The following is a 20,986-nucleotide window of genomic DNA, read 5'->3' as shown; positions in this document are numbered from 1 at the left end:
GCGATCCTATCATCTTTCCTGGAACGGGTCATTTCATATCCTCCTGCGTTGGCTAACCTGATTGTACCTCTAAGTGCGCGCATCTGCAACGTTTTTTTTCGATGTCTCTGTCTTGCCATTTCACCTCTCTATAGGTCTTATAAAAAAAGTCACACGTCCATGATACATACTACGAAAAAACATACGTATATAATACGCAAAAGGAACTGACCGGAACTTGAACTCGTGTTGTTTCTCGTCTCCATCAATTCCGCCGCCCGCGCTCTTGGAGGACTTGACGGACGCGCTCCATGGCGGCGGCGATGGGCCCGGGGCCGAGGGGCACGCGTTCGATGAGGGCGCGGTCCACGAAGTAGAGGAGGCCCTCTTCCGGCGCGGCGCCGGTCACCTGGCGCACGGCCTCGGCGTAGAGGGCCAGTTGGAGGCCGTAGCGCTCGAGCTTTTCCGCGTTCGGCGCGCCGGTCTTGTAGTCGAGTACTGTGCTGTCGCCGAGCAGGGCATCAATGGTTCCCCGGATCAGGTGCCCCTCGAAGGGAAGCAGGAAGGGCAGTTCGCGGCGGAACGCCGCGTCGGCGGCGAGGCGCGCGTGGAGCGGGTCCTCCCGGAAGCGTTCGGCCATGCGCGCCAGTTGGGCGCGCAGCGCCTCCCGCTGTTGCGGGTCGAAGTCGCTCTCGTCCAGCACACGGTCCGGCAGGTCCGCGTTGTCCCCGGCGAAGTCCCACAGCTCGAAGAACCGGTGGACCGCCGTGCCCCGGTCCATGGCGAATTCCTGGTCCGGCGGGGCGGGGGGCGTTTCGGCTCCGGCGGTGTCCCGCGTGTGGTCCCCGGCGTCTTTCTCCGCGCCGCCCTCGCCGCCCAGAATCCAGTTGAGCACGGCGGACACGGAGACCGTGGCGCCCGCGCGTTCGGGGACGGCAAAGGGCGCGATGCGGCGGCGCAGGGCGTCCAGGTCGGGCGTTTCCCCCCGGTCCGGCTGTGGTGCGGGACCGCAGGGGGCGGGCATCTCGCGGTGGACCACCGCTTTCCAGCCGTCCTTCACGATTTCACTTCCGTGCTTCCTGTCGGCAAGCGAATAGGCCTCGTTGAAGCGGCCGAACCAGGTGTCCCCGCCCGCATCGCCGCGGCCGCACAGCACGAGGTGGTCCCGCGCGCGGGTCATGGCGACGTACAGCAGCCGCGCGGACTCCTCGTCCTCCCCGCGGCCGGTGGCCAGCTGGATCGCCCGGACCAGCACGGGCTTGGCGGTGTCGTCGTCCTTTTCCTCCAGATCCCCGGCACCCATCACCGCGCCGAGGTCCCGGTGCAGGTGCAGGGGACCGGACGCGTTCTTCCCCCTTTTCTGGGGGCACAGGTCCGGGAGAAACACCACCGGGAACTCCAGCCCCTTGGAGGCGTGGATCGTCATCACCAGCACGGCGTCGCCGCCCCCGGTCTGGAGGTTGGCGTCGCCCTCCTGGACCGCCCGGTCGCGGACATCGTCGAGATAGCGGACGAAGTCCGCCAGCGTGGCGGGCAGGCGCGGCGAAAACTCGTCGGCCACGGCGACGAGTTTGCGCAGGTTGGAGGCCTTCTGCATTCCCTGGTACTGGCCGAGGCACACGGCCTCCGCGCCGCTCAGTTCCAGCGCCCGGCGCAGCGCGGGGCCGGGCGGGTCGCCGCGCAGTTCCCGCACCCGCCGCAGGAGTTCCCGGGCGCGGGCGAGGCGGTCCGCCCCGGGGAACCCTGTGGGGGTCTGCCCGCCGTGGAAGACGCGCGCCAGCCCGCCCTTGCGCGGGTCGGCCATGGCCATCCGCGCGAGCGTGTCGTCGCTGAGAGCGGCGAAGGGCCCGCGCAGGAAGCACAGCAGCGCCGTCTCGTTCCACGGGTCGCAGGCGGTCTGGAGCAGGTGGAGGACGTCCAGCACCTCCTGGCGCGTGTAGAAGCTGCGGCCCGCGCCGAGGCAGTAGGGGATGTCCGCGGCCCGCAGGGCCTCCTCGTAATGGTGCACCTGGGTGAAGCGGCGAAACAGCAGGGCGATGTTGCCGTAGCGGACGGGCTGCCGGTCCTCCGGATCGCCGACTGTCAGCGGTTCCGGGCCGTGGACCATCTCGCGGATGCGCGCGGCGATGAACGCGGCCTCGGTCTTGTGGGCCTCTTCGGCCTTCGTCTTTTCCTCCGTGTCCGGGGGCAGGAGAAACTCGACGGCCGACCGTCCGGCGGCGGGGCGGTGGGTTTTCATGCCGCCGTAGTCCTCCACGGCGGCGAGCAGCCCGGTCTTCCGGAAGAAGTCGTTGATGAACTCCAGCACCCCGGGGGTGGAGCGGAAATTGGTGTCCAGGGCGACGCGCTGGTCCGCCGCCGTGCCGGCCTGGCGGAACACGCCGACCTCCGCCCCCCGGAACAGGTAGATGGACTGCTTGGCGTCGCCGACGATGAACAGCGACGGCCCGCCCGGGGTGTCGCAGAGCAGGTTGGCGATTTCGAGCTGGGCGCGGTCCGTGTCCTGGAACTCGTCCACCAGCAGGAAGGCGATGCCCCGCGCGGTGCGCGCGCGCAGTTCCCCGTCCTCCGCGAGGATGCGGCGGGTCTGGTCAATCTGGTCGTCGAAGTCCTGGCACTCCAGCGCGGCCTTGCGCTCGGCGAAGCGCGCGATCACCCGCTCGGCGATAGACAGGAAGTCCAGCGTGCGCCGGGCCGTTTCCAGCTCCATCTGCGGATCGCCCTCCGCGTCGAGCAATGCGATTTTCTGGAACCTCTTGTGCAGGTTGTTGAGCAGCGTGTTCGCCCGCTCATAGGACGCCCTGTCCGTCCATTTCTTGTCGCTTGCCTTGGGACTGTAGTCTCCCGCTTTCCCCAATTCCGCGAGGGCTTCGCGGATTATTCCGGGCTCCGCACCGGGGGCCAGCACCCGTTCCAGCAGGGCGACGGCGTGCTGAAGGCGTTTGGCCCGCCCGTCGTTTTCATAAAGGACGCAGGTTTCCAGCGCCTTCAATTCCGCCAGCGCCGGCCCCAGTGCGGCGGGGGAGGCGAGGGCGAGGGTTTCGCGGTCGAACACGGCTCCGGCCACGCGCTTCCACTCTTCAACAAGGGCTTCCGGTGTCGCGTTGTCCGGTGTCCGGGCGGCGATGTCCCGCAGCGCCGTCCGCTGTCCGATCGCCGAGCGCAGGGCGTCCTTCAGGCGCTTGCCGCCGTACTCCACGTAGAGCGCCGCCGCCCCGGCATCGCCCGCCTCCAGCAGCTCGTCGAGCACCTCCGCCACCACGCGCTCCTTCAGCAGCGCGTTCTCGGCGTCGCTCAGGACGCCCGTGTCCGGGCTCAGGCCGAGGCGCAGGGCGTTCTCGCGGAGGAAGGACGCGCAGAAGGAATGGATGGTGGAGGCGCGCGCGCCGTCGGCCTCGCGGACCAGTTCGCGCCAGAACTTCCGGGCGTCGCCGGTGGCGGTCTTCGCCTTCTCCGCAAAGCCCCTGCGCAGCCGCGCCTTCATCTCCGCCGCCGCCTTGTCGGCGAAGGTCAGCGCCACGATGCCGTCGAGGCGGGGCCGCTTTTCGGGCCACAGCTCCGGGCTGTCCAGCAGCCGCAGCATGCGCTCGATGAGGATGCGCGTCTTGCCCGATCCGGCCCCCGCGGACACGCAGATGCGCCGCGCGGTTCCGGTGATGGCCTGTTCCTGTTCCGGGGTGAAGTTCATGCCTCGCCCTCCCCGCCGTCTTCCGCCGCGGCCATGCCGGTCTTGCGCGCGATGCGCGCCTCGGTGAACCGCGCCGCCGTCGCGCCGAAGGGGGCCTTTCCCTTGGGGGTGACGGGGGGAAACTCTCCGGCGCGGATGCCGGCGACGGCGCGGGAGATTTCCTTCTCCGCCGCCGCCAGCGCCTCCTCCCGCGTCACGCCGGAACGCCCCTTCTTCTCGCCGATGCGGCGGTCTGTGTCCTTGGTCAGGGAAAGGTACCACGCCTCGGCGCACACGGTGCCCGGGCGGATCAGCTCCTCCACGGCCCGCATGTAGACCGAGAGCTGGATGTCCTGTCCGCCGGAGATGTCACTCTGCGCGCACACCTTGCTGAGTTTGTAGTCAATGATCCGGGCGGCGCCGCCGTCCGGGGTCAGGTCAATGCGGTCCACCTGTCCGGACAGCAGCACGGTCTCCCCCTCACCCACACTCAAGCGCAGGGGGCCGGCCCCATTTTCGGCGCGGCCAAAGGGCTGCTCGAAGAGCGCCGGGGCGTAGTCTTCGGAGAGCGTTCCCCGGATGCGCGCAAGAAAACGGACGAGCTGCCGCCCCATGCGCGTCTTCTCGGCCTGGAGGACGCCGGGGGAGAGGGTGTCCAAGCGGCCGCGGCTGTTTTGGAATGCCTGTTCCAGCGCCTCCAGGATGCCTTCGCCCTCCGCGCTTTCCCCGTCCCGCCGGCACCCGTAGTACATCCGCAGGGCGTCGTGCATCAGGATTCCGCGCACGCGCGGGTCCATTTCGCCGGGCGTTGTGTCATCCTCCGCGATCTTCAGCACGCGCTCGGCGAAGAACGCGAAGGGGCACGCCAGCCAGCGCTCCAGGGCGGACGGGCTGAAGCGGTGCTCCGGGCCGAACTTTTCGGCCAGCCAGGCCCTCACTTCGGGGTCCGCCAGCATCCCGTCGTGCGGGCCGAAGGGCGACGCGTCGTTGCGCGCGCGCTCCACCGTCGCGCCGTCGAGGGGGCCCGCCAGCAGCTCCGGAAAGGCCTCCCGCAGCGCGGGCAGGGGACGGAGCAGGGCGGCGCGCGCCAGGTCGCGCGGACTGGCGGCCTGGGCATGCGTTGGCACGCTCTCATCGGGGGTGAAGGTGTCCCTGGGCAGGGAGTCGCCCCCCGGCAGGTCGCCCAGGCCGGTCACAAAGGGGCCGGGCAGGGCTTCGCGGCCCCGGGCGTCCTGAAGCCGCCACGAAAGGACGAAGTCCCGTTCCGCCGCCGCAAGGGCGTGGTGGAACACCAGCCGCTCGCGGTGGGCATGCTCGCGGCGGCCCTCCAGAACCACCCCGGCCCCGCGCAGCCGCTGGATGTCCTGCTCGGAGAAGAAGGCGTTGGACGGCGGCGCGCCGGGCACCACGCCCTCGTTCGCGCCGCAGAAATACACCCGGTCGAAGGACCGCCCGCGCAGGGCGGACGGCGCGGCGAAGAACACTGCGTCGGGCGGCGAGGACCGCCGGTACTCCGCGCCGCACAGGCTGCGGTCGAGCAGCTCGAAAAAGGCGTCCCGGTCCAGCTCGCGGTCCGGGTCGCCGGTCTGCGACAGGGTGGCCAGCGCGCCGTGGAGCGCCCGAAGGGCGGGGGAGGGGACCTCCGGCGCCTTGACGGTGCCGAGAGTTTCCACCAGCGCGGTGAAGGCCCGCGTGTGCGCCGCCTGCGACGCGCGAAGCGGCAGGCGGTCGTCGAGGTCCGCCAGCGCGCCCATCCGCCGCTCCAGCGCCGCCAGCACGGGCAGGGCGGGGAAGGGGAGGGACACCCGGTCGGTGTCCGGTTCGGGAGGGCGGCCCAGCCGTTCGCGCAGGCGCGCCAGCCGCGCAAACCATTCGTCCCGGCCGCCGGTGATCCCCGCAGCCGCGGCGAGGCGCGGGAAGGGGGCCGTGTCCGGTGCGGCGGCCCCCTCCGGGGCAAACCACTGCGCGGAAACGACTTCCAGAACGTCCTCTACCGCCCACTCCGACAGGGCGCGGATCAGTTTGCGCAGAAACAGGCCCACCCCCCCGGAGGCCAGCGGCACACCCCCCACAGAATGCACCGGCACCCCGAATTCCGCCGCGGCGCACTCCACGGCGGCCGCGTGCTCCGCGTAGTCCGGCAGCACCACCGCCACCCGCGACGGGGCCGTGGCACCCTCCAGCAGCAGCCCCTTGATCTCCCGCAGCGTCTCCTCGATCTCGTGCTGGACGTTCAGCCGCGGCGCCAGCCGGAGATTCCGGGCCAGTCCCGCCGGGGCCGCTTCGGGCGGTTCGGAACGGAACAGGGCCGTCGCGGCGAAGCCGGTGAAGGTGGCCGGAGCGGGGGAGGGGAAGAACCGTTCTGCGGGGTGCAGCGTCTCGCGGAGCCGCTCCACCGTGGCGGCGGACAGGGAGTACAGGTCCTCCAGCTCCGGGTCCGGGTCGTGGTTCAGCCCGACGACCAGGTGCGGCACCCGCCGTGCCAGCGCCAGCACCAGCCGCAGCTGCGACGGGGTGAAGTCGTCAAATCCGTCCAGCGCGACCAGCTCCAGCCCCCCCAGCAGGCGGACGGGGCCGTCCCCGTCGCAGAGCAGGCAGGCCTCCCAGTAGAGCCCGGGAATGTCATAGAGCCCCCGCCCCAGCAGCACCGCCTGATACCGGGCATAGGCCTCCGCCAGAAAGGCGTCCCACTCCCCGGCGGTGATCTTCGCGTGTTCCTCCGGCGTCACCGCCGCCTGCTTGAGTTTGGTCACCGCCGCCAGCAGATGGCGCACCAGCCCCGCCGGAAAACGCGGCGCGCCGCCCCCCGGCACTTTTCCCTCGCGCGCCAGGGCGTCCACGCACGCCTCCATCACCAGCGACCGCTCCAGCGAGTCCACCAGCCGGACCTCCCGCCCCTGCGCGGCCAACAGGTCCCGCACCCAGTCGTTAAACTCCCGCACCGGCGCGCCGAACACCCCCGGCAGCCCCCGTCCCAGCAGCAGCGCCTCCATCCGCGCCGCGGCCATCGCCCGCACCGGCACCACCAGCGCCGCGCGCCCCCAGCATGCGGCCACCAGCCCGTCCACGGCCTCCGCCCGCCCGGAATCCCGCGCGCCCAGATACAGCGCCGCCTCAGTCATTGCGCAGGGCCCCCCGCTTGGGTTCTTTCATGATCCGTCCTCCAACATGAGCCCCATGATACCAAATTGCCTTTCCGATTTCCGGAAAGGCGGGCGGGCAATTTTCAGGACCATGGCGGAAAATACGGGATCGAACACCGCGCACAGGACCGAAGACAAGGCAGGCGGGACGCCTGCGCTACGGCATCGGCTGCCGTCTGTCATCCCCGTAGCGCAGGCGTCCCGCCTGCCTTGTCTTCCTTCCCCGCGAGTGCCTTCACCCTTTTCGGACAGACTGAGAAACCGCATGGTTACTCGGCCTGCGTATTCAGGGCTTTCGGCTGCCGCTTATTGACCTCAGCGGGCCCGTGCGTTGCCTTCTTCCAGAGGGGTTTCCCCTTGTATTCCACGCCGACGGGATATCTCGGGCTGGGCGTGACCGCCTCCCGCATGAGTTCCTCCATCCGTTGGACGATGTCGGGATGTTTTTCGGCGAGGTCGCTGGTTTCGCCGAGGTCTTTTTCCAGATCGTAGAGCTGGATCTTTCCGCCGCTGCCGAGGCGGATACCCTTCCAGCGGCCCATGCGGACGGCCTGGTCGTAGCGGTCACGGCAGTGGCCGTAATCCCAGTAGAGGTATTCGCGGGGCTGCTCCAGCGCGCCGCCTTTCAGCGCGGGGACGATGGACACCCCGTCCAGCTTTTCGGGCGAGGCGGTCCCGGCCAGTTCGGCGAAGGTCGGCAGGAGATCCCAGAACGCGACGATCTCATCGCTGGTCTTTCCCGCCGGAACCACGCCGGGCCAGCGGGCGATGAGGGGCACCCGGATGCCGCCCTCGGTGAGTTCGGACTTGAAGCCGCGCAGCGGGCCGCCGGTGCGGACGGGGTCCGGGACGTCCCGGTGTCCGCCGTTGTCGCTGGCGAAGAGGATGAGCGTGTTTTCCGTAAGGCCGAGTTCCTCCACCAAGTCTGTCAGACGTCCGACATCCCGGTCGAGCCGGTGGACCATGGCGGCGTACTTCTTCGTGCGCTCGTCCCAGTCCCTTCCGGTAAAGGGTTCCGTCGAGGGGACGGCGAAGCCGTCGGGATCCTCGTCGTCACTGGAGAAATGGGGCAGCGTGAAGGCGGCATACAGGAAGAACGGGCCGTCCCTGTGTTCGCGCACAAAGCGGAGGGCGCGCTCCGCCATCAGGTCATGGCTGTAGTGCTCGCGGGACTCACCGTTTCCCTTGAGGTCCAGCCGCCCCTCGTCATCGTCGAGGTACTCCGTGTAGTAGTAGTGGGCGTGGTCCTGGTTGAGATAGCCGAACCACGTGTCAAACCCCTGGTTGGTGGCGCGCCCCACGGTCCCGGCGTCGCCCAGCGACCACTTGCCCACGCCGCCGCAGCGGTACCCGGCGCCGCGGAGCACCTTGGCGGCTGTGATGTCCCCCTCCCCAAGATAGGCGGGGTAGTGGGGGATGTTGTCGCGCACCACGCCGTGGCCGCCGTGCAGCCCGGTCATGAGGGCGCACCGTGAGGGCGCGCACACGGGGCCGCCCGCATAGGCCTGCGTGAACCGCAGCCCCTCCGCGGCGAGCCGGTCAATGTTCGGCGTCTCCAGGAGGCGCTGGCCATAACAGCCCAAGTCGCCGTAGCCCAGGTCATCCGCCAGGATCAGGATGATGTTCGGCGGTGTGGCCGCCTGTTCCGCCGTGCCTGCGGCGCGCGCCAGTGCCCCGCCCGCCAGCAGGGCGCCCGTGGTCCTCAGAAACTCGCGTCGCTGCATGGGGGTGTCCTTTGTCGGTTGTTCCCGCGAAGGCCTACTGTAGCCGCTGAGACGCCGGGGGTCAACCTGAAGAGGTCGCCCGGTTTGGTCCGGGAGGCGGGGAGGAGGATAATGGGGCGGCGGCGGGGCATGCCCCCGGCGCGCGCGGGTTTGCATCTAAAGGAGGGTGGTTGGCCATGAATCTTGTTCCGACGCGACGAATGAACCGCCTTGCCCGCCTTGGCGTGCCGGGAATCCTCTTGTTGGCGGCCTGTCCGGGATGGGCGGTCCCCTACCATGTGGCCGCCATCGGGTCGGATGCGGCGGACGGGCGGACGCCGGAGACGGCGTGGGCCTCGCTGGACCGGGTGAACGCGGCGGAGCTGGCGCCCGGGGACAGCGTGCTGTTCCGGCGGGGGGATGCGTGGCGCGGCCAGTTGCGGGCGCGCAGCGGGGACGAGACGGCCCCTGTCACCTATGGCGCCTACGGAGAGGGCGACAAGCCCGTGCTGATGGGATCGGTGGCCAAGAACCGCCCGGAGGACTGGATGGACCTGGGCAACGGTGTCTGGAGCACCCTGCCGCCGAGGGTGGACGGACCGGAACTGCTGCTGCCGCCCGCAGCCGGCGATTCTCCGGGCTGGCGGCTGCACGCAGAGGGGGGCGCGTCCGCCCGGATGACGGGGGGTGACGGCGGCCTGCGGGTGGAGTGCGCCGCGCCGGGGACCGCCGGGTCGCACGTCCAGTGCTACACCGCGTCGTTCCCCGTCCGGCAGGGGGGCATGTACGCCCTGTCTTTCCGGGCGAGGAGCAGCGCGCCCGTCACGCTGGAGGCGCCCACGCTGATGCGGTCCGGGCCGCCGTGGTCGTCTTACGGGGCCGCGGGCGCGCGCCCGTCCTTCCCCGCGGGGGGGGAGTGGGCGACCTTCACGTGCCACTACAAGGCAAACCAGACGGCGGAGGATGCCCGGCTGACCTTCTTTCTGGGAACGGCCCTGCCTGCGGGCGCGTCGCTCTCGCTGGAGGCGCTGTCGTTCCGGGAATGCGCGGCGGACGGCTTTCTGGTGAACGATGTGGGCAACATCATTTTCGACGGCGAGCAATCCTGCGGCGTGAAGGTTTGGGAGCCGGGGGATCTCGACACGCCGGGGGAATACTGGTACGACGAGGCGGCGCACGTTGTCCGGCTGGTCTCGCCGGGAAATCCGGCCGCCCTGCACACGGAGATAGAGTGCGCCGTGCGGGAGCACCTCATAGACCAGGGCAACCGCCACCATGTCGTGTACGACGGGCTTGCGCTGCGCTACGGCGCGGCCCACGGGATCGGCGGCGGCAACGTCCACCACATCACGGCGCGCAACTGCGACATCAGCTGGATTGGCGGCGGCGACCAGATGGGCGGGGACAAGACGGTGCGCTTCGGGAACGGGATTGAGTTCTGGGCCGCGGCGCACGATTGCCTTGTGGAGCGGTGCCGCCTGTGGGAGATCTACGACGCCGCCCTGACCAACCAGAGCGGCGGCCCGAACACGCCGCAGCGGAACATCACCTACCGGTACAACCTGATCTGGAACTCCGAGTACTCCTTCGAGTACTGGAACCGCCCGGAGGCCTCCGAGACCGAGAACATCCGCTTCGAGCACAACACCTGCTTCGACGCCGGAAGCGGCTGGGGACACGCCCAGCGGCCCGATCCCAGCGGCCGGCATCTGTGCTTCTACACCAGCCCGGCCCGCGCGCGGGGCATCGTGATCCGGGGCAACATTTTTTGCGGCGCCCTGGAAAACGCCTTCTACGCGCCCACCTGGCCCCGGGAGGCGCTGGACGCCCTGGAGATGGACCGCAACTGCTGGTGGCAGCCGGAGGGCGACATGGTTTCCGTGGACGGACACCGCTATCCCATGGCCGCCTTCGACGACTACCGCCGCGACTATGGCAAGGAGCCCCGCTCCCTCGCGGCGGAGCCGCGGGTGGGGAACGCCGCCGCGCGGGACTACCGGCTGACGGCGGACTCCCCGTGTGTGGACGCCGGGGACACCCCCGCCGCCGACACGGACTTTGAGGGGGTTCCGGTGCCGCAGGGCGCGGCGCCGGACATGGGCGCGCACGAGCGCCGCGGGGACTCATAGCATTTTCCACCGTCCGCCCGGCTGTGTTAGCATGCCTCCGGACCCCCACCAGAAAGGAAATCATCATGCGCCCCCTTCCCCTTCTGCACGGCATGTTTCTTGCCGCGCTCGTGTGCGCCCTTCTCCCGCAGGCGCCTGCGGCCGCCGCCTCGGAAATTGAGCAACTGGACCCCAACTTCGCGGCGAAGGACGCCACGGGGGAGTGGCTGTGGTATGACGCCCGGGGCCTGACGGTGGAGGGGAAGGGGTGGCAGGACACTGCGAGGTTCTACGACCGGCTGCCCGCGCGGGCCGAGGAAAACGTGCCCAAGTCGGTGTGGTCCCTGAGCCGCCACTCGGCGGGGCTGTGCGTGCGCTTCACCACCGACGCGCCGAAAATCTCCGCGCGGTGGACCGTGCTGAACCCCGAGCTGGCCATGCCCCACATGCCCGCCACCGGAGTGAGCGGTTTGGACCTGTATGTGAGGGACGGCGCCGTGTGGCGCTGGATCGGCAACGGGCGGCCCAAGGAGCAGACCACCGAGGGGCTGCTCGCGGACGGCATCCCGGAGGGGCTCCATGAGTTCATGGTCTGCCTGCCGCTGTACAACGGCACTGAGTCCCTGGAGATCGGCGTGCCCCCGGCGGCGGCGATGGCGAAGGGGCCGGCGCGGCCGGCGGACCGGGAGAAACCGGTGCTGGTCTACGGCACCTCCATCACCCACGGCGGGTGCGCGTCGCGGCCCGGGATGGCCTACCCGTCCATTCTGGGACGGCGGCTGGACCGGCCCGTCATCAACCTGGGCTTTTCCGGCAGCGGCCGGATGGAGCCCGCCCTCGGCGAACTGCTCGCGGAGGTGGACGCGGCGGTGTACGTGCTGGACTGCCTGCCCAACCTGACGCCGCAGGAGGTGACGGAGCGGGTGGAGCCCTTCGTGAAGGCCCTGCGCGCCGCGCGCCCCGACACGCCCATCGTGCTCGTGGAGAACATCTCGTACCAGGCGGGCGCCTTTCTCCCCGGACCCCGGGAGTCATACACCGCGAAGAACGACGCGCTCCGCGCCGCCCACGAACGGCTCACCGCCGCCGGGGTGACGGGGCTGCACTACGTGCCCGGCGCGGCCCTGCTCGGCGACGACGGCGAGGCCACGGTGGACGGCACCCACCCCACGGACCTCGGCTTCCAGCGCATGGCCGACGCGCTGGAGCCGGTGCTGAGGGGGGTGCTACCATAGGGCGGCACGGGAAGGCATGGAGATTAATCCGGTGGAGGAACAGGGTCGGTTGCGCGCGGGCGGGGGATACCGGAGACTGCGCTCCTTTCGCACCGCCACGGTGATCTATGACGCCACAGCCATGTTCTGCAGACGCTTCCTGCCTGAGCGCTCGCGCACGGTGGATCAAATGGTTCAGGCCGCCCGGAGCGGTCGCCAGAACATTGCGGAGGGGAGCCGGGCTTCCGCTGTCTCCAGCCAAACCGAGCTGCGTCTGGTGAACGTCGCGCGCGCCAGCCTGGATGAGCTTCTGCTGGACTACGAGGATTTTCTGCGCCAGCGGGGACTGCCGCAATGGGGGAAAGACACCCCCGAGTCCCGCGAGGTGCGCGATCTGGGGCGGAAGATGGAAAATCCGACCGATCCGACGGATCCGACCGATCGGTCCGATGCTTCCCTCTATGCCCCCTGGCTGGAATCCCGTGATCCCGCCGTGGTGGCGAACACGGTCATCTGCCTGATTCACCAGGCCAACTACCTGCTCGACCGTCAGATATCGGCCTTGGAACGCGCGTTTGTGGAAGGGGGCGGATACACGGAGCAGCTTTCCGCAGCGCGGGTGGAACACCGCCGGACACAGCAGGAAGAGAATGGTCCGGCCTGTCCTGTGTGCGGGGGCCCGACCGTGGCGCGCACCGCCCGAAAAGGGCCGAATGCCGGAAAGCCGTTCTGGGGATGCGCGGCCTTCCCGAAGTGCAGAGGCGTGGCGCGTTCCGACCAGAACACGTGAAAGGACTGTCCGATTCATTCTTCGTGGCGTTCGCCGCCGTGTTCTTCGGGTCCTTTGGATGTATGCTCGCGCTGTGCCTTTATCGCTGGGTGTCCATGCGTTTTTTTTGAACCGCGGGATGTGCGCCCGAACGCCGGGCAAAGGAGATGCGGAATGAAGCACAAGATTGTCATCGTCACGTTTCTGGCTGCCTTGGCCCTGGCCTTGGGCGCGCCGGGGGCGCTCTCCGGGGAGCGCGGCGCGGGGGACGCCGCTTCGCGCGAGGCGTTTCTCCGGGAGTTTCCGCGCACCGGGCTGAGCACGACGCCGGAGGACGCCCTGCTCCTTCGGATTCTGGTGGAGACCCGGAACGCGCAGCGGGGGGTCGAGGTGGGCTCGTTCACGGGCTACGGCGCGCTGCACATGGGCATCGCCTTTGAGCGCACGGGCGGCCATCTCTACACCCTGGAGATTGACCCGGAAGCGGTCAAGACCTGCCGGGAGAACCTTGCCAAGACCGGGCTGGACAAGTCCGTCACCTGCGTGGAGGGGGACGCCCTGAAGACCCTCCCCGAACTGGAGGGTCCCTTCGACTTCGCTTATATTGACGCGGTCAAGACCGACTACTTCAAGTACTTCCAGCTGATCGAGCCGAAGTTGAAGGCCGGGGCCGTGATCGTGGCCGACAACGTCATCGTCTCGGCGGAGGCCATGCGCGACTATCTTGAGCATGTCCAGAACAGCCCCGACTACGAGACGGTCATCGTCCGCGCCTCGGACGAGAAGCAGGACGGCATGGCCATCACCTACAAACTGCGCTGACCTCTGTCCGGATTTGCCGCGGGATGAAGGTGTTTCCGCCGCTACTCCTCCGGCGGGATGTAGCTGATCTTGAAGGAGTCGAACTGCTTGAGCAGGTCCGGCTTGTCCACGGATTTCCGGTAGGCCTCCTCCGCCTCGACGACGCCTTCGCGGACGAGATGGGCGAGTTCGTGGTTCAGCAGCGTCATGCCCTCCCGCTTGCCCGTCTGCATGATGCTCATGATCTGCTGGATTTTGGACTCCCGGATGAGGGCTGCCACGGCGGAGTTCACCACGAGCACCTCGATGGCCGCGACGCGGCCGCCGCCCTTCTTCTTCAGGAGGTTCTGCGCCACGACCCCCTTCAGGGTGGAGGCGAGCATGGTGCGGATCTGGGGCTGCTCGTCGGCGGGGAACTGGTCAATGAGCCGGTCCACCGTGCTGATGGCGGTGGTGGTGTGCAGGGTGCCGAAGACCAGGTGCCCGGTCTCCGCGGTTTCCAGGGCGATGCGCGTCGTCTCCAAGTCGCGCATTTCGCCGATCAGGACGATGTCGGGGTCCTGGCGCAGGGCGGCGCGCAGGGCGGACTTGAAACTGTCCGTGTGGGTGTGCACCTCGCGCTGGTTCACCAGGCACATCTGGTTCTGATGCACGAACTCCACCGGGTCCTCAATGGTGATTATGTGCTCCGTCCGCGTGTTGTTGATGTGGTCAATCATGGCGGCGAGGGTGGTGGACTTTCCGCTGCCCGTGGGGCCCGTGACGAGAACCAGGCCCTTCTGGAGGGTGCAGAACTTGCGGACGGGCTCGGGAAGCCGCAGGTCCTGCATGGTGAGGATGTCCGAGGGGATCACGCGGAAAACGGCCCCGATCCCCTTGATGTCCCGGAAAACGTTCACTCTGAACCGGGCCAGGCCGGGGATGTCGTAGGCGAAGTCCGTGTCGCTCCGCTCGTTGTACTCCTTCTCGTTGCGGGGCGGCATGATCTCATAGATCACCGTCTTCGCCCGCTGCGCGGAGATCACCTCCTCGCGCAGGCTGATGATCGCGCCGTCCCGGCGCAGGATCGGCTTGCACCCCGTGCAGAAATGCAGGTCCGACGCCCCCTGCTCCACCATGATGTTCAGATAGCCGTCAATCTCCGACATGCGCCCGTCCTCCATTTTCCGCCGCCCCGCCCCCCACGCCGCGATTCTACCCGCCCCCGGCCCCGGTTTCAATTTCCGCCACGGCCTTTTGCTTCCCCCCGGGCCGCTGTGCTAAGATGCAGTCCCGTTAGAGCAACGGGCCCCCCCTCCCCTCTAGCCTTTGGAAAGTTTCTTTCGGGCTGACCCTGTGACTGGCTGAACCAAGGCGGAGTATTGTGTCATGACAAGCGGAAAACCATACGTTTTGTGCGTGGTTCCCGCCCGTTTCGCCTCCACCCGCTTCCCCGGAAAGATCATCGTTCCCCTGGCCGGAAAACCCCTCGTGATGCACGCCTACGAGCGCGCCCGGCGGGCGAAACTGGTGAATGAGACCCTGATCGCCGCGGACGACGCGGCCATTGCGGACGCGGTCGCGCCGTACGGGGCGCGCCTCGTGATGACCCGACCGGACCACCCCAGCGGCACCGACCGGATCGCCGAGGTGGCGGAGGGCCATCCGGCGGAAATCATCGTCAACGTGCAGGGGGACGAGGCCCTCATTGACCCCGCCACCGTGGACGCCGCCGTGCAGGCACTGCTGGACCACCCGGAGGCCGTGATGTCCACGGCCCGGCACCGGATCACGGACCCGGAGCTCATCGCCGACCCCAATGCGGTGAAGGTGGTGTGCGACGCGGCGGGGCGGGCCCTGTATTTCTCCCGGAGTCCGATCCCGCACATCCGGGACGCGGCGGACCGGGAGGCCGCGAACACCTGCTACTGGCAGCATGTGGGGCTGTATGTTTACCGCCGGGAGTTCCTGCTGCGGTACGCGAAGATGCCCCAGACCCCCCTGGAAAAACTCGAAAAGCTTGAGCAGTTGCGCGTTCTGGAGAACGGCTTCGGCATTGTCGTGGTGGACACGGAATACCGGGGCGTCGGCGTGGACACGCCGGCCGATCTGGAGCGCGTGCGCGCGATACTGGAAAAATCAACGGAGGAGGCCTCGTCATGACGAAATACGTGTTCACAACGGGCGGCGTGGTGTCGTCGGTGGGGAAGGGGATTGTCTCCGCCGGCCTGGGGCTCCTGCTGGAGTCGCGGGGCCTCAAGATCGCCATGATGAAGCTGGACCCCTATATCAACGTGGACCCCGGCACGATGAACCCCTTCGAGCACGGGGAGGTCTTCGTGACCGACGACGGGGCGGAGACGGACCTCGACCTGGGGCACTATGAGCGCTTCACCTCGGCGAAGCTCTCCCAGAAGAGCAACGCCACGACGGGCAGCATCTACAACGCCGTCATCCAGAAGGAGCGGCGGGGCGAGTTCCTGGGCAAGACCGTGCAGGTGATCCCGCACATCACGGACGAGATCAAGTCGCGCATCCGCATGCTCACGGCCGAGGAGGACGGGGTGGACGTGGCGATTGTGGAGATCGGCGGCACGGTGGGCGACATTGAGAGCCTGCCCTTCCTGGAGGCGCTGCGCCAGTTCCGGCTGGAGATAGGCCCGGAGAACTGCTGCTTTATCCACGTGACGCTGGTGCCCTACATTGAGGCGGCCGGCGAGCTGAAGACCAAGCCCACGCAGCACAGCGTGCGCTCCCTGCGCGACATCGGCCTCCAGCCCGACGTCATTGTCTGCCGCACGGGCAAGAAGCGGCTGGGTCCGGACCAGTGCGCCAAGATCGCCCTCTTCTGCAACGTGACGAGGGAGGCGATCATCAACGCGGAGGACATCTCCCCGATCTACGCCATCCCGCTGAACTTCAAGAGCCAGCATCTTGACGGGATCGTCCTCAAGCGGCTGGGGATGGACGTGCCCGAGGGTGACCTGTCCGAGTGGACCGCCATGGTGGACCGGCTCAAGGCGGCCGAAAAGGTGGTGAAGATCGCCGCCGTGGGCAAGTATGTCGGGCACGACGACGCCTACAAGAGCATCAACGAGGCCTTTGTCCACGCGGGCATCTGGAACGACTGCAAGGTCTCCCTCCAGTGGGTGGACTCCGAGCAGTTTGAGAAGGGGGTGGACGTCGCGGCGACCCTTTCCGAGTACGACGGCATCGTGGTCGGGCCGGGGTTCGGCTCGCGGGGCATCGAGGGCAAGATCATGGCGGTGCGTTACGCCCGCGAGAACCGGGTGCCGTATTTCGGCATCTGCCTCGGCATGCAGATTGCCGTCATCGAGATGACCCGGAACCTTCTCGGCCTGCCGAAGGCCACCTCGACCGAATTTGACCCCAACACGCCCGACCCCGTGATCTCCCTGCTGTCCGAGCAGCGCGGCGTGATGGAAATGGGCGGCACCATGCGCCTGGGCCAGTACCGCTGCGAGCTGGCGGAGGGCACGCTGGCCCGCGGGGCCTACGGTGCCGACATCATTTTCGAGCGCCACCGCCACCGCTACGAGTTTAACAACGTCTATCTGGAGCGCCTGTGCGCCGCCGGGATGGTGGTCAGCGGACGCCACATCAAGGGCGACCACGAGCTGGTCGAGATCATCGAGCTGAAGGGCCACCCCTGGTTCTGCGCCTCCCAGTTCCACCCCGAGTTCAAGAGCAAGCCCCAGCGGCCCCAGCCCCTCTTCCGGGATTTTGTGCGGGCCGCCGCGGCGTACAAGGACGCGCGTGCTTAGCCAGGTCGCGCGAGACCTCCTGGAGCGCCGCCACAGGCTGCTGCTGTCCTGGCGGGACAAGGCGGCGGCCCTGCGGAGCGGGGCGCGGAAGCCGCGCGAGTTTGACCTGCCCCCGGGCATGGACTGGGCGTCCAACGACGGCTGGTTCAAGGAGCAGGGCGCCCGGGCGGAGGCCGCCCTGGCGGAGATGCGGGCCCATCTGGCCAACCGCCGGGAGGCCGCCCAGGACCGCGTGCGCGTGGCCGTGTACCGGCAGAAACGCCTGCCCGACCGGGTGGCCGAGGGGAAGCTGGGCGCGGCCGAGGCGAACGATGAGAACCGGTCCCTCACCCGCGAGATCGAGGAGCAGGGCGCCCTCGCCAATCTGTGCAACCACCTGCTTGCCGTGGGGGATGTCTCGGAGCTCGGCGGGCGCATAGACCTGCCCCTGCCAAGATATGAAAAAGAGCTGAAGCGCTTTTCCCTGCCCGGAAAGGACGGCGGCGCCCCTCCCCACCCGGAGAAAATCTACGACACGCCCCGGGAACCGGCGGCCCCGGCCGTCCTGCGCGGCCGGCGGGGGACGTTCTTCTCCGCCCTCAGCAGGACAGACCGGCGGGCGCTGCTGCTGGCGGCTGCGGCCGTGCTGTGCGTCGCGGGCTTCGCCGCGCACCGGATGCTTTTTTCCGGGGAGGTGCGCTTTGACCTGCTCCCCGGTCCCAACGGCGTGTGGCGGCTGGTTTGTGACAATGACAGCCCCCGGGAGGTGTCCGTCCAGTGCGGGCAGGCCCCCGCCGCGGGCGGCGCCCGGCCCTACTCGGTGACCCTGGAGTTTGGGACCGCAGACGCGGGGGGCTTTGCCCTTTTTACTGTGCCGGACCGCGTGTGGGTGTGGCGGGGGCCGGGGGCGGACGAGGGGACGGTGCGTGTTCTGCAGCCCCGCATGAAGGGGGAATGGACGCTCAACCTGAACTCCCTGCCCCCCCCGGAGGATTCGGATGCCCTGCGGGTCCGCGCGGCAAGTCCCACGGGGCGGGTCCTCATGGAGGAGATTGTCCCTCTTGACGCCCCGGCACTGCCCAAGACGCCGGAACCGCCCGCAGAAACCCCGTGAGCCCTACTCCTCCCTCCGCGCCCAACGTTCCCCGTCCAGGAAGACCACTGTCCGCCGCAGCCCCTCCGGCGACACGTTCAGCGCCACGTAATGGAAGTTCCGGTTCTCCTTGGCGATGCGCCCGCTGAGGGGCGCGCCCCCGCCCGCCGTCAGCGTGTAGCGCACCCCGTCGCGCACGTGGGTCGCGTAGCCGTGGATGTGCGCCATGAACACCTCGTCCACCCCGCATTCCCGCATGACCGTGTGGAAGGCGTCCTGGTTCTTCCGGAACCCCCTTCGGCGCGCGTCGCCCGCGAAGGTTTCCTCGAAGAACACCGGGGGGATGTGCAGGAAGACGAAACGCCGCTTCGCGCCGGGCTTGGCGAGCTCCGCGCGCAGCCACGCCAGGGTGTCATCGTCCACCCGGTCCCGGCGGCAGTTGTTGAAGCCCACAAAGCGGCAGCCGCCGAAATCGAAGGAGAACCGGTCGTCGCCGTACAGCGCCCGGAACGCGGCAAAGTCGCGCCGCGCGCCCTGGTCGTGGTTTCCCGGCACGCAGAACAGGGGCGCGCCCCCCGTCAGGGGGAGCAGCGGCACATGGTTGCGCAGGAATTCGCCGGGGTTGCCCCGGCGCACGATGTCGCCGGTGTGGAACAGGACGGCGGGGGTCTCCTCCGCAGCCTTTTCGTACAGCCGCGCGGCGACGGCGGTGTTGTTCCGCGTGTCTCCCATCACGACAAACCGGAAAGTGTCCGGAGTCCCCAGGCGCGCCCGCAGTTCCCCGGCCATTGCGTTGAACCCGTGGCGCGCGCGGAGGGCCTCCAATGTGGCGAGTCCGCGCCCGGCCAGCGTCCATTGGACCAGAAAGAGCACGCTGAGGGCCGCGCCGAGCATTCCCGCGACCAGCAGGACGGGCACGGGGCCGAATTGCCATCCCAGCGCGCCGAGAACCGCCAGCACGGCCAGCCACAGGAGTCTCTTTTTTCGCAGACCTTTCATGGATGTGTCTCCTCCGCCGGGCCGCCCTCGCGGCGGACGGTTTCCAGGTCGGCCTTCGGCGCGCCAAACCAGCGCAGCAGGTCCTCCGGCCGCCGGGCCACGGCGTCGGGCCGGGCCGAGCAGATGCGCGCCTCGTCGTGCCAGCCCCAGGCCGCGCCCACGGAAAGCACCCCGGCGCGGCGGGCCTCGACGATGTCGCCGCGTGTGTCGCCGACATACCAGCAGCGGCGTCCGCGCTCCAGGCGCATGACCCGGCGGATCTTTTTCACCTTGCTCGTCTCCTGGTCCGCGCCGATCACCCCGCGCACGCCCTCCACCCGGTGTTTCTCAAGAAAGCGGGTGACGGTGAACGTGGCGTTGGAGGTGATGATATACACGGGGTGAACATCCGCGAGGCGGGCCAAAATGCCCGGCATCTCCGGGAAGGGCGATATGCGCTCATTGGCGGCCTCCACCCGCGGGGCCACCTGCCGCCCCAGCTCCTTCAGCCGCCGCAGGGGGAACCCCGCCCGGATCAGCTGGAGCACGAGGTTGTGGTCGAAGAGGGCGAGAAAGGCCTCCTTCGAGTTCAGGCGGTCAAAGCCCATCTCCGCGCAGAGTCGCGTGAACTCGGCGAAGTACACCTCCCCGGAGTCGGCGATGACGCCGTCGTAGTCGAAGAGAAGCGCCTCCCCCTCGGGGACCGCGCGCCGGAGGAACCGGAGAAACACGCCTCAGGCCCCGACCAGCGCGCGCAGCGCCAGCAGCAGCGCCGCGCACTCCTCGTCCGTGCCGATGGTGATGCGCAGCGCGTTCTCCAGCAGCCGGTGCGGAAAATAGCGCACCAGAATGCCGCGGTCGCGCAGGCCCTGGAAGAGCGCGCGCGCGTCCGGCGTCCCGTTCCACCGGGCCAGCAGGAAATTGCTCTGCGACTCCGGCACGTCGAACCCGAGGGCCAGCAGGTCGTTGCGCAGCCACGCGCGCGTGCTGCGGACGCGCCCGGCGTTCTCGCGCATGTAGTCGTAGTCCTCCAGCGCGGCCCGACCGGCCGCCTGGCTGAAGGCGTCCAGGTTGTACGAGTCCTTCACCTTCACGAACTCCGCGATCAGCTCCGGACGCGCCACGGCGATACCCACGCGCATGCCCGCCAGGCTGAAGGACTTGGAGAAGGTGCGCATCACGATGGCGTTCGGGAACCGCTCCGGGAAGTCCATGCAGTGGTCGTCGGAAAAGTCCACATAGGCCTCGTCAATCACCACGATGCCGGGGAAACTCCGGCAGAGGCGCTCCACCTCCGCGCGGGGCGCGGACACGCCGGTGGGCGCGTTGGGCCGTGCCAGAAAGCACAGTCTTCCGGGCGTGGAGAAGAACCCGTCCGGAAGCCGGAAGGACGGGTCCAGGTCCACCGAGTCCAGGGCGCAGTCGTGCAGCCGGCACAGCACCTCGTAGAGGGAGTAGGTGGGGTAGGGCGCGAGCACGCGGTCGCCGGGGTCCACAAAGGCGCGCAGCGCCAGCGCCAGCAGCTCGTCCATGCCATTCCCGGCGATGACCCATTCCGGCCCCTGCAGACCGTACCGGCGCACGCACTCGGCGCGGAAAGCCGCGCAGAGCGGGTCGGGGTAGCGGCGCAGGGCGTTCACGCCCAGGGCGCGCACGGCCTCGATCACCCGCGGCGACGGGGGATAGGGGTTCTCGTTCGTGTTCAGCTTGATCACGTCCGGGTCCGAGGGCTGCTCGCCCGGCGTGTAGCCTTCCACCGTCTCCAGGATTTTCCGGCTGTACTTCATG

At 68.8% G+C, this 20,986-nt stretch carries 14 protein-coding genes; 7 read left to right on the top strand and 7 right to left on the bottom strand.

The window, feature by feature from the left end; genetic code table 11:
- Positions 1-244: 244 nt before the first annotated feature.
- From GXY15_05980 to GXY15_05970, 3 genes are all read right to left on the bottom strand, one after another.
- Positions 245-3,667, bottom strand: a complete 3,423-nt coding sequence (locus GXY15_05980; GenBank protein ID NLV40759.1) for a UvrD-helicase domain-containing protein — start codon at positions 3,665-3,667, stop codon at positions 245-247.
- Complete coding sequence (locus tag GXY15_05975) at positions 3,664-6,768, bottom strand: hypothetical protein (GenBank protein ID NLV40758.1); 3,105 nt, start codon at positions 6,766-6,768, stop codon at positions 3,664-3,666. The genes GXY15_05980 and GXY15_05975 overlap by 4 nt, the downstream gene beginning before the upstream one ends.
- A gap of 290 nt (positions 6,769-7,058) precedes the next feature.
- Positions 7,059-8,513, bottom strand: a complete 1,455-nt coding sequence (locus GXY15_05970) for an arylsulfatase (protein ID NLV40757.1) — start codon at positions 8,511-8,513, stop codon at positions 7,059-7,061.
- A gap of 176 nt (positions 8,514-8,689) precedes the next feature.
- On the opposite strand from GXY15_05970, the gene GXY15_05965 reads away from it, so the two are divergent.
- From GXY15_05965 to GXY15_05950, 4 genes are all read left to right on the top strand, one after another.
- On the top strand, positions 8,690-10,621 hold the full coding sequence (locus GXY15_05965) for a hypothetical protein (GenBank protein NLV40756.1): 1,932 nt from the start codon (positions 8,690-8,692) through the stop codon (positions 10,619-10,621).
- Between the two features lie 92 nt (positions 10,622-10,713).
- Positions 10,714-11,835 carry a hypothetical protein gene (locus GXY15_05960; GenBank protein ID NLV40755.1) on the top strand — a complete coding sequence of 374 codons (1,122 nt, stop codon included), beginning with the start codon at positions 10,714-10,716 and terminating at the stop codon, positions 11,833-11,835.
- 16 nt (positions 11,836-11,851) lie between these two features.
- Positions 11,852-12,604, top strand: coding sequence for a four helix bundle protein (locus tag GXY15_05955; GenBank protein ID NLV40754.1), 753 nt, complete (start codon positions 11,852-11,854; stop codon positions 12,602-12,604).
- A 153-nt stretch (positions 12,605-12,757) separates the two neighbouring features.
- The gene (locus tag GXY15_05950) at positions 12,758-13,405 is read left to right on the top strand and encodes a methyltransferase domain-containing protein (GenBank protein NLV40753.1); all 648 of its coding nucleotides are present in this window, start codon (positions 12,758-12,760) and stop codon (positions 13,403-13,405) included.
- A 41-nt stretch (positions 13,406-13,446) separates the two neighbouring features.
- Here GXY15_05950 and GXY15_05945 read toward each other — a convergent pair whose 3' ends face one another.
- Positions 13,447-14,532, bottom strand: coding sequence for a type IV pilus twitching motility protein PilT (locus GXY15_05945; GenBank protein ID NLV40752.1), 1,086 nt, complete (start codon positions 14,530-14,532; stop codon positions 13,447-13,449).
- Positions 14,533-14,752: 220 nt separating this feature from the next.
- Here GXY15_05945 and kdsB point away from each other — a divergent pair, with 220 nt between their 5' ends.
- From kdsB to GXY15_05930, 3 genes are read left to right on the top strand one after another with little or no spacing between them, the layout of a single operon-like run.
- Positions 14,753-15,526: a 3-deoxy-manno-octulosonate cytidylyltransferase gene (kdsB, locus tag GXY15_05940; GenBank protein NLV40751.1), complete on the top strand. Its 774-nt coding sequence runs from the start codon at positions 14,753-14,755 to the stop codon at positions 15,524-15,526.
- A complete protein-coding gene (locus GXY15_05935; protein ID NLV40750.1) occupies positions 15,523-17,148 on the top strand; it encodes a CTP synthase in 1,626 nt (541 codons plus the stop codon). The genes kdsB and GXY15_05935 overlap by 4 nt, the downstream gene beginning before the upstream one ends.
- Complete coding sequence (locus tag GXY15_05930) at positions 17,141-18,241, top strand: hypothetical protein (protein ID NLV40749.1); 1,101 nt, start codon at positions 17,141-17,143, stop codon at positions 18,239-18,241. The genes GXY15_05935 and GXY15_05930 overlap by 8 nt, the downstream gene beginning before the upstream one ends.
- 3 nt (positions 18,242-18,244) lie before the next feature.
- Here GXY15_05930 and GXY15_05925 read toward each other — a convergent pair whose 3' ends face one another.
- Genes GXY15_05925 through hisC form a run of 3 tightly spaced genes read right to left on the bottom strand, consistent with a single transcriptional unit; the run spans position 18,245 to position 20,985 of the window.
- Positions 18,245-19,219, bottom strand: coding sequence for a hypothetical protein (locus GXY15_05925; protein NLV40748.1), 975 nt, complete (start codon positions 19,217-19,219; stop codon positions 18,245-18,247).
- On the bottom strand, positions 19,216-19,929 hold the full coding sequence (locus tag GXY15_05920) for an HAD family hydrolase (protein ID NLV40747.1): 714 nt from the start codon (positions 19,927-19,929) through the stop codon (positions 19,216-19,218). The genes GXY15_05925 and GXY15_05920 overlap by 4 nt, the downstream gene beginning before the upstream one ends.
- Positions 19,930-19,932: 3 nt before the next feature.
- Complete coding sequence (gene hisC, locus GXY15_05915; GenBank protein ID NLV40746.1) at positions 19,933-20,985, bottom strand: histidinol-phosphate transaminase; 1,053 nt, start codon at positions 20,983-20,985, stop codon at positions 19,933-19,935.
- Position 20,986 lies beyond the last annotated feature (1 nt).

The sequence above is a fragment of the Candidatus Hydrogenedentota bacterium genome, from assembly GCA_012730045.1.
Taxonomy (GTDB): domain Bacteria; phylum Hydrogenedentota; class Hydrogenedentia; order Hydrogenedentales; family CAITNO01; genus JAAYBR01.
Note: the sequence above shows the minus strand (reverse complement) of the source record. Positions and strands in the feature narration are given on the sequence as shown.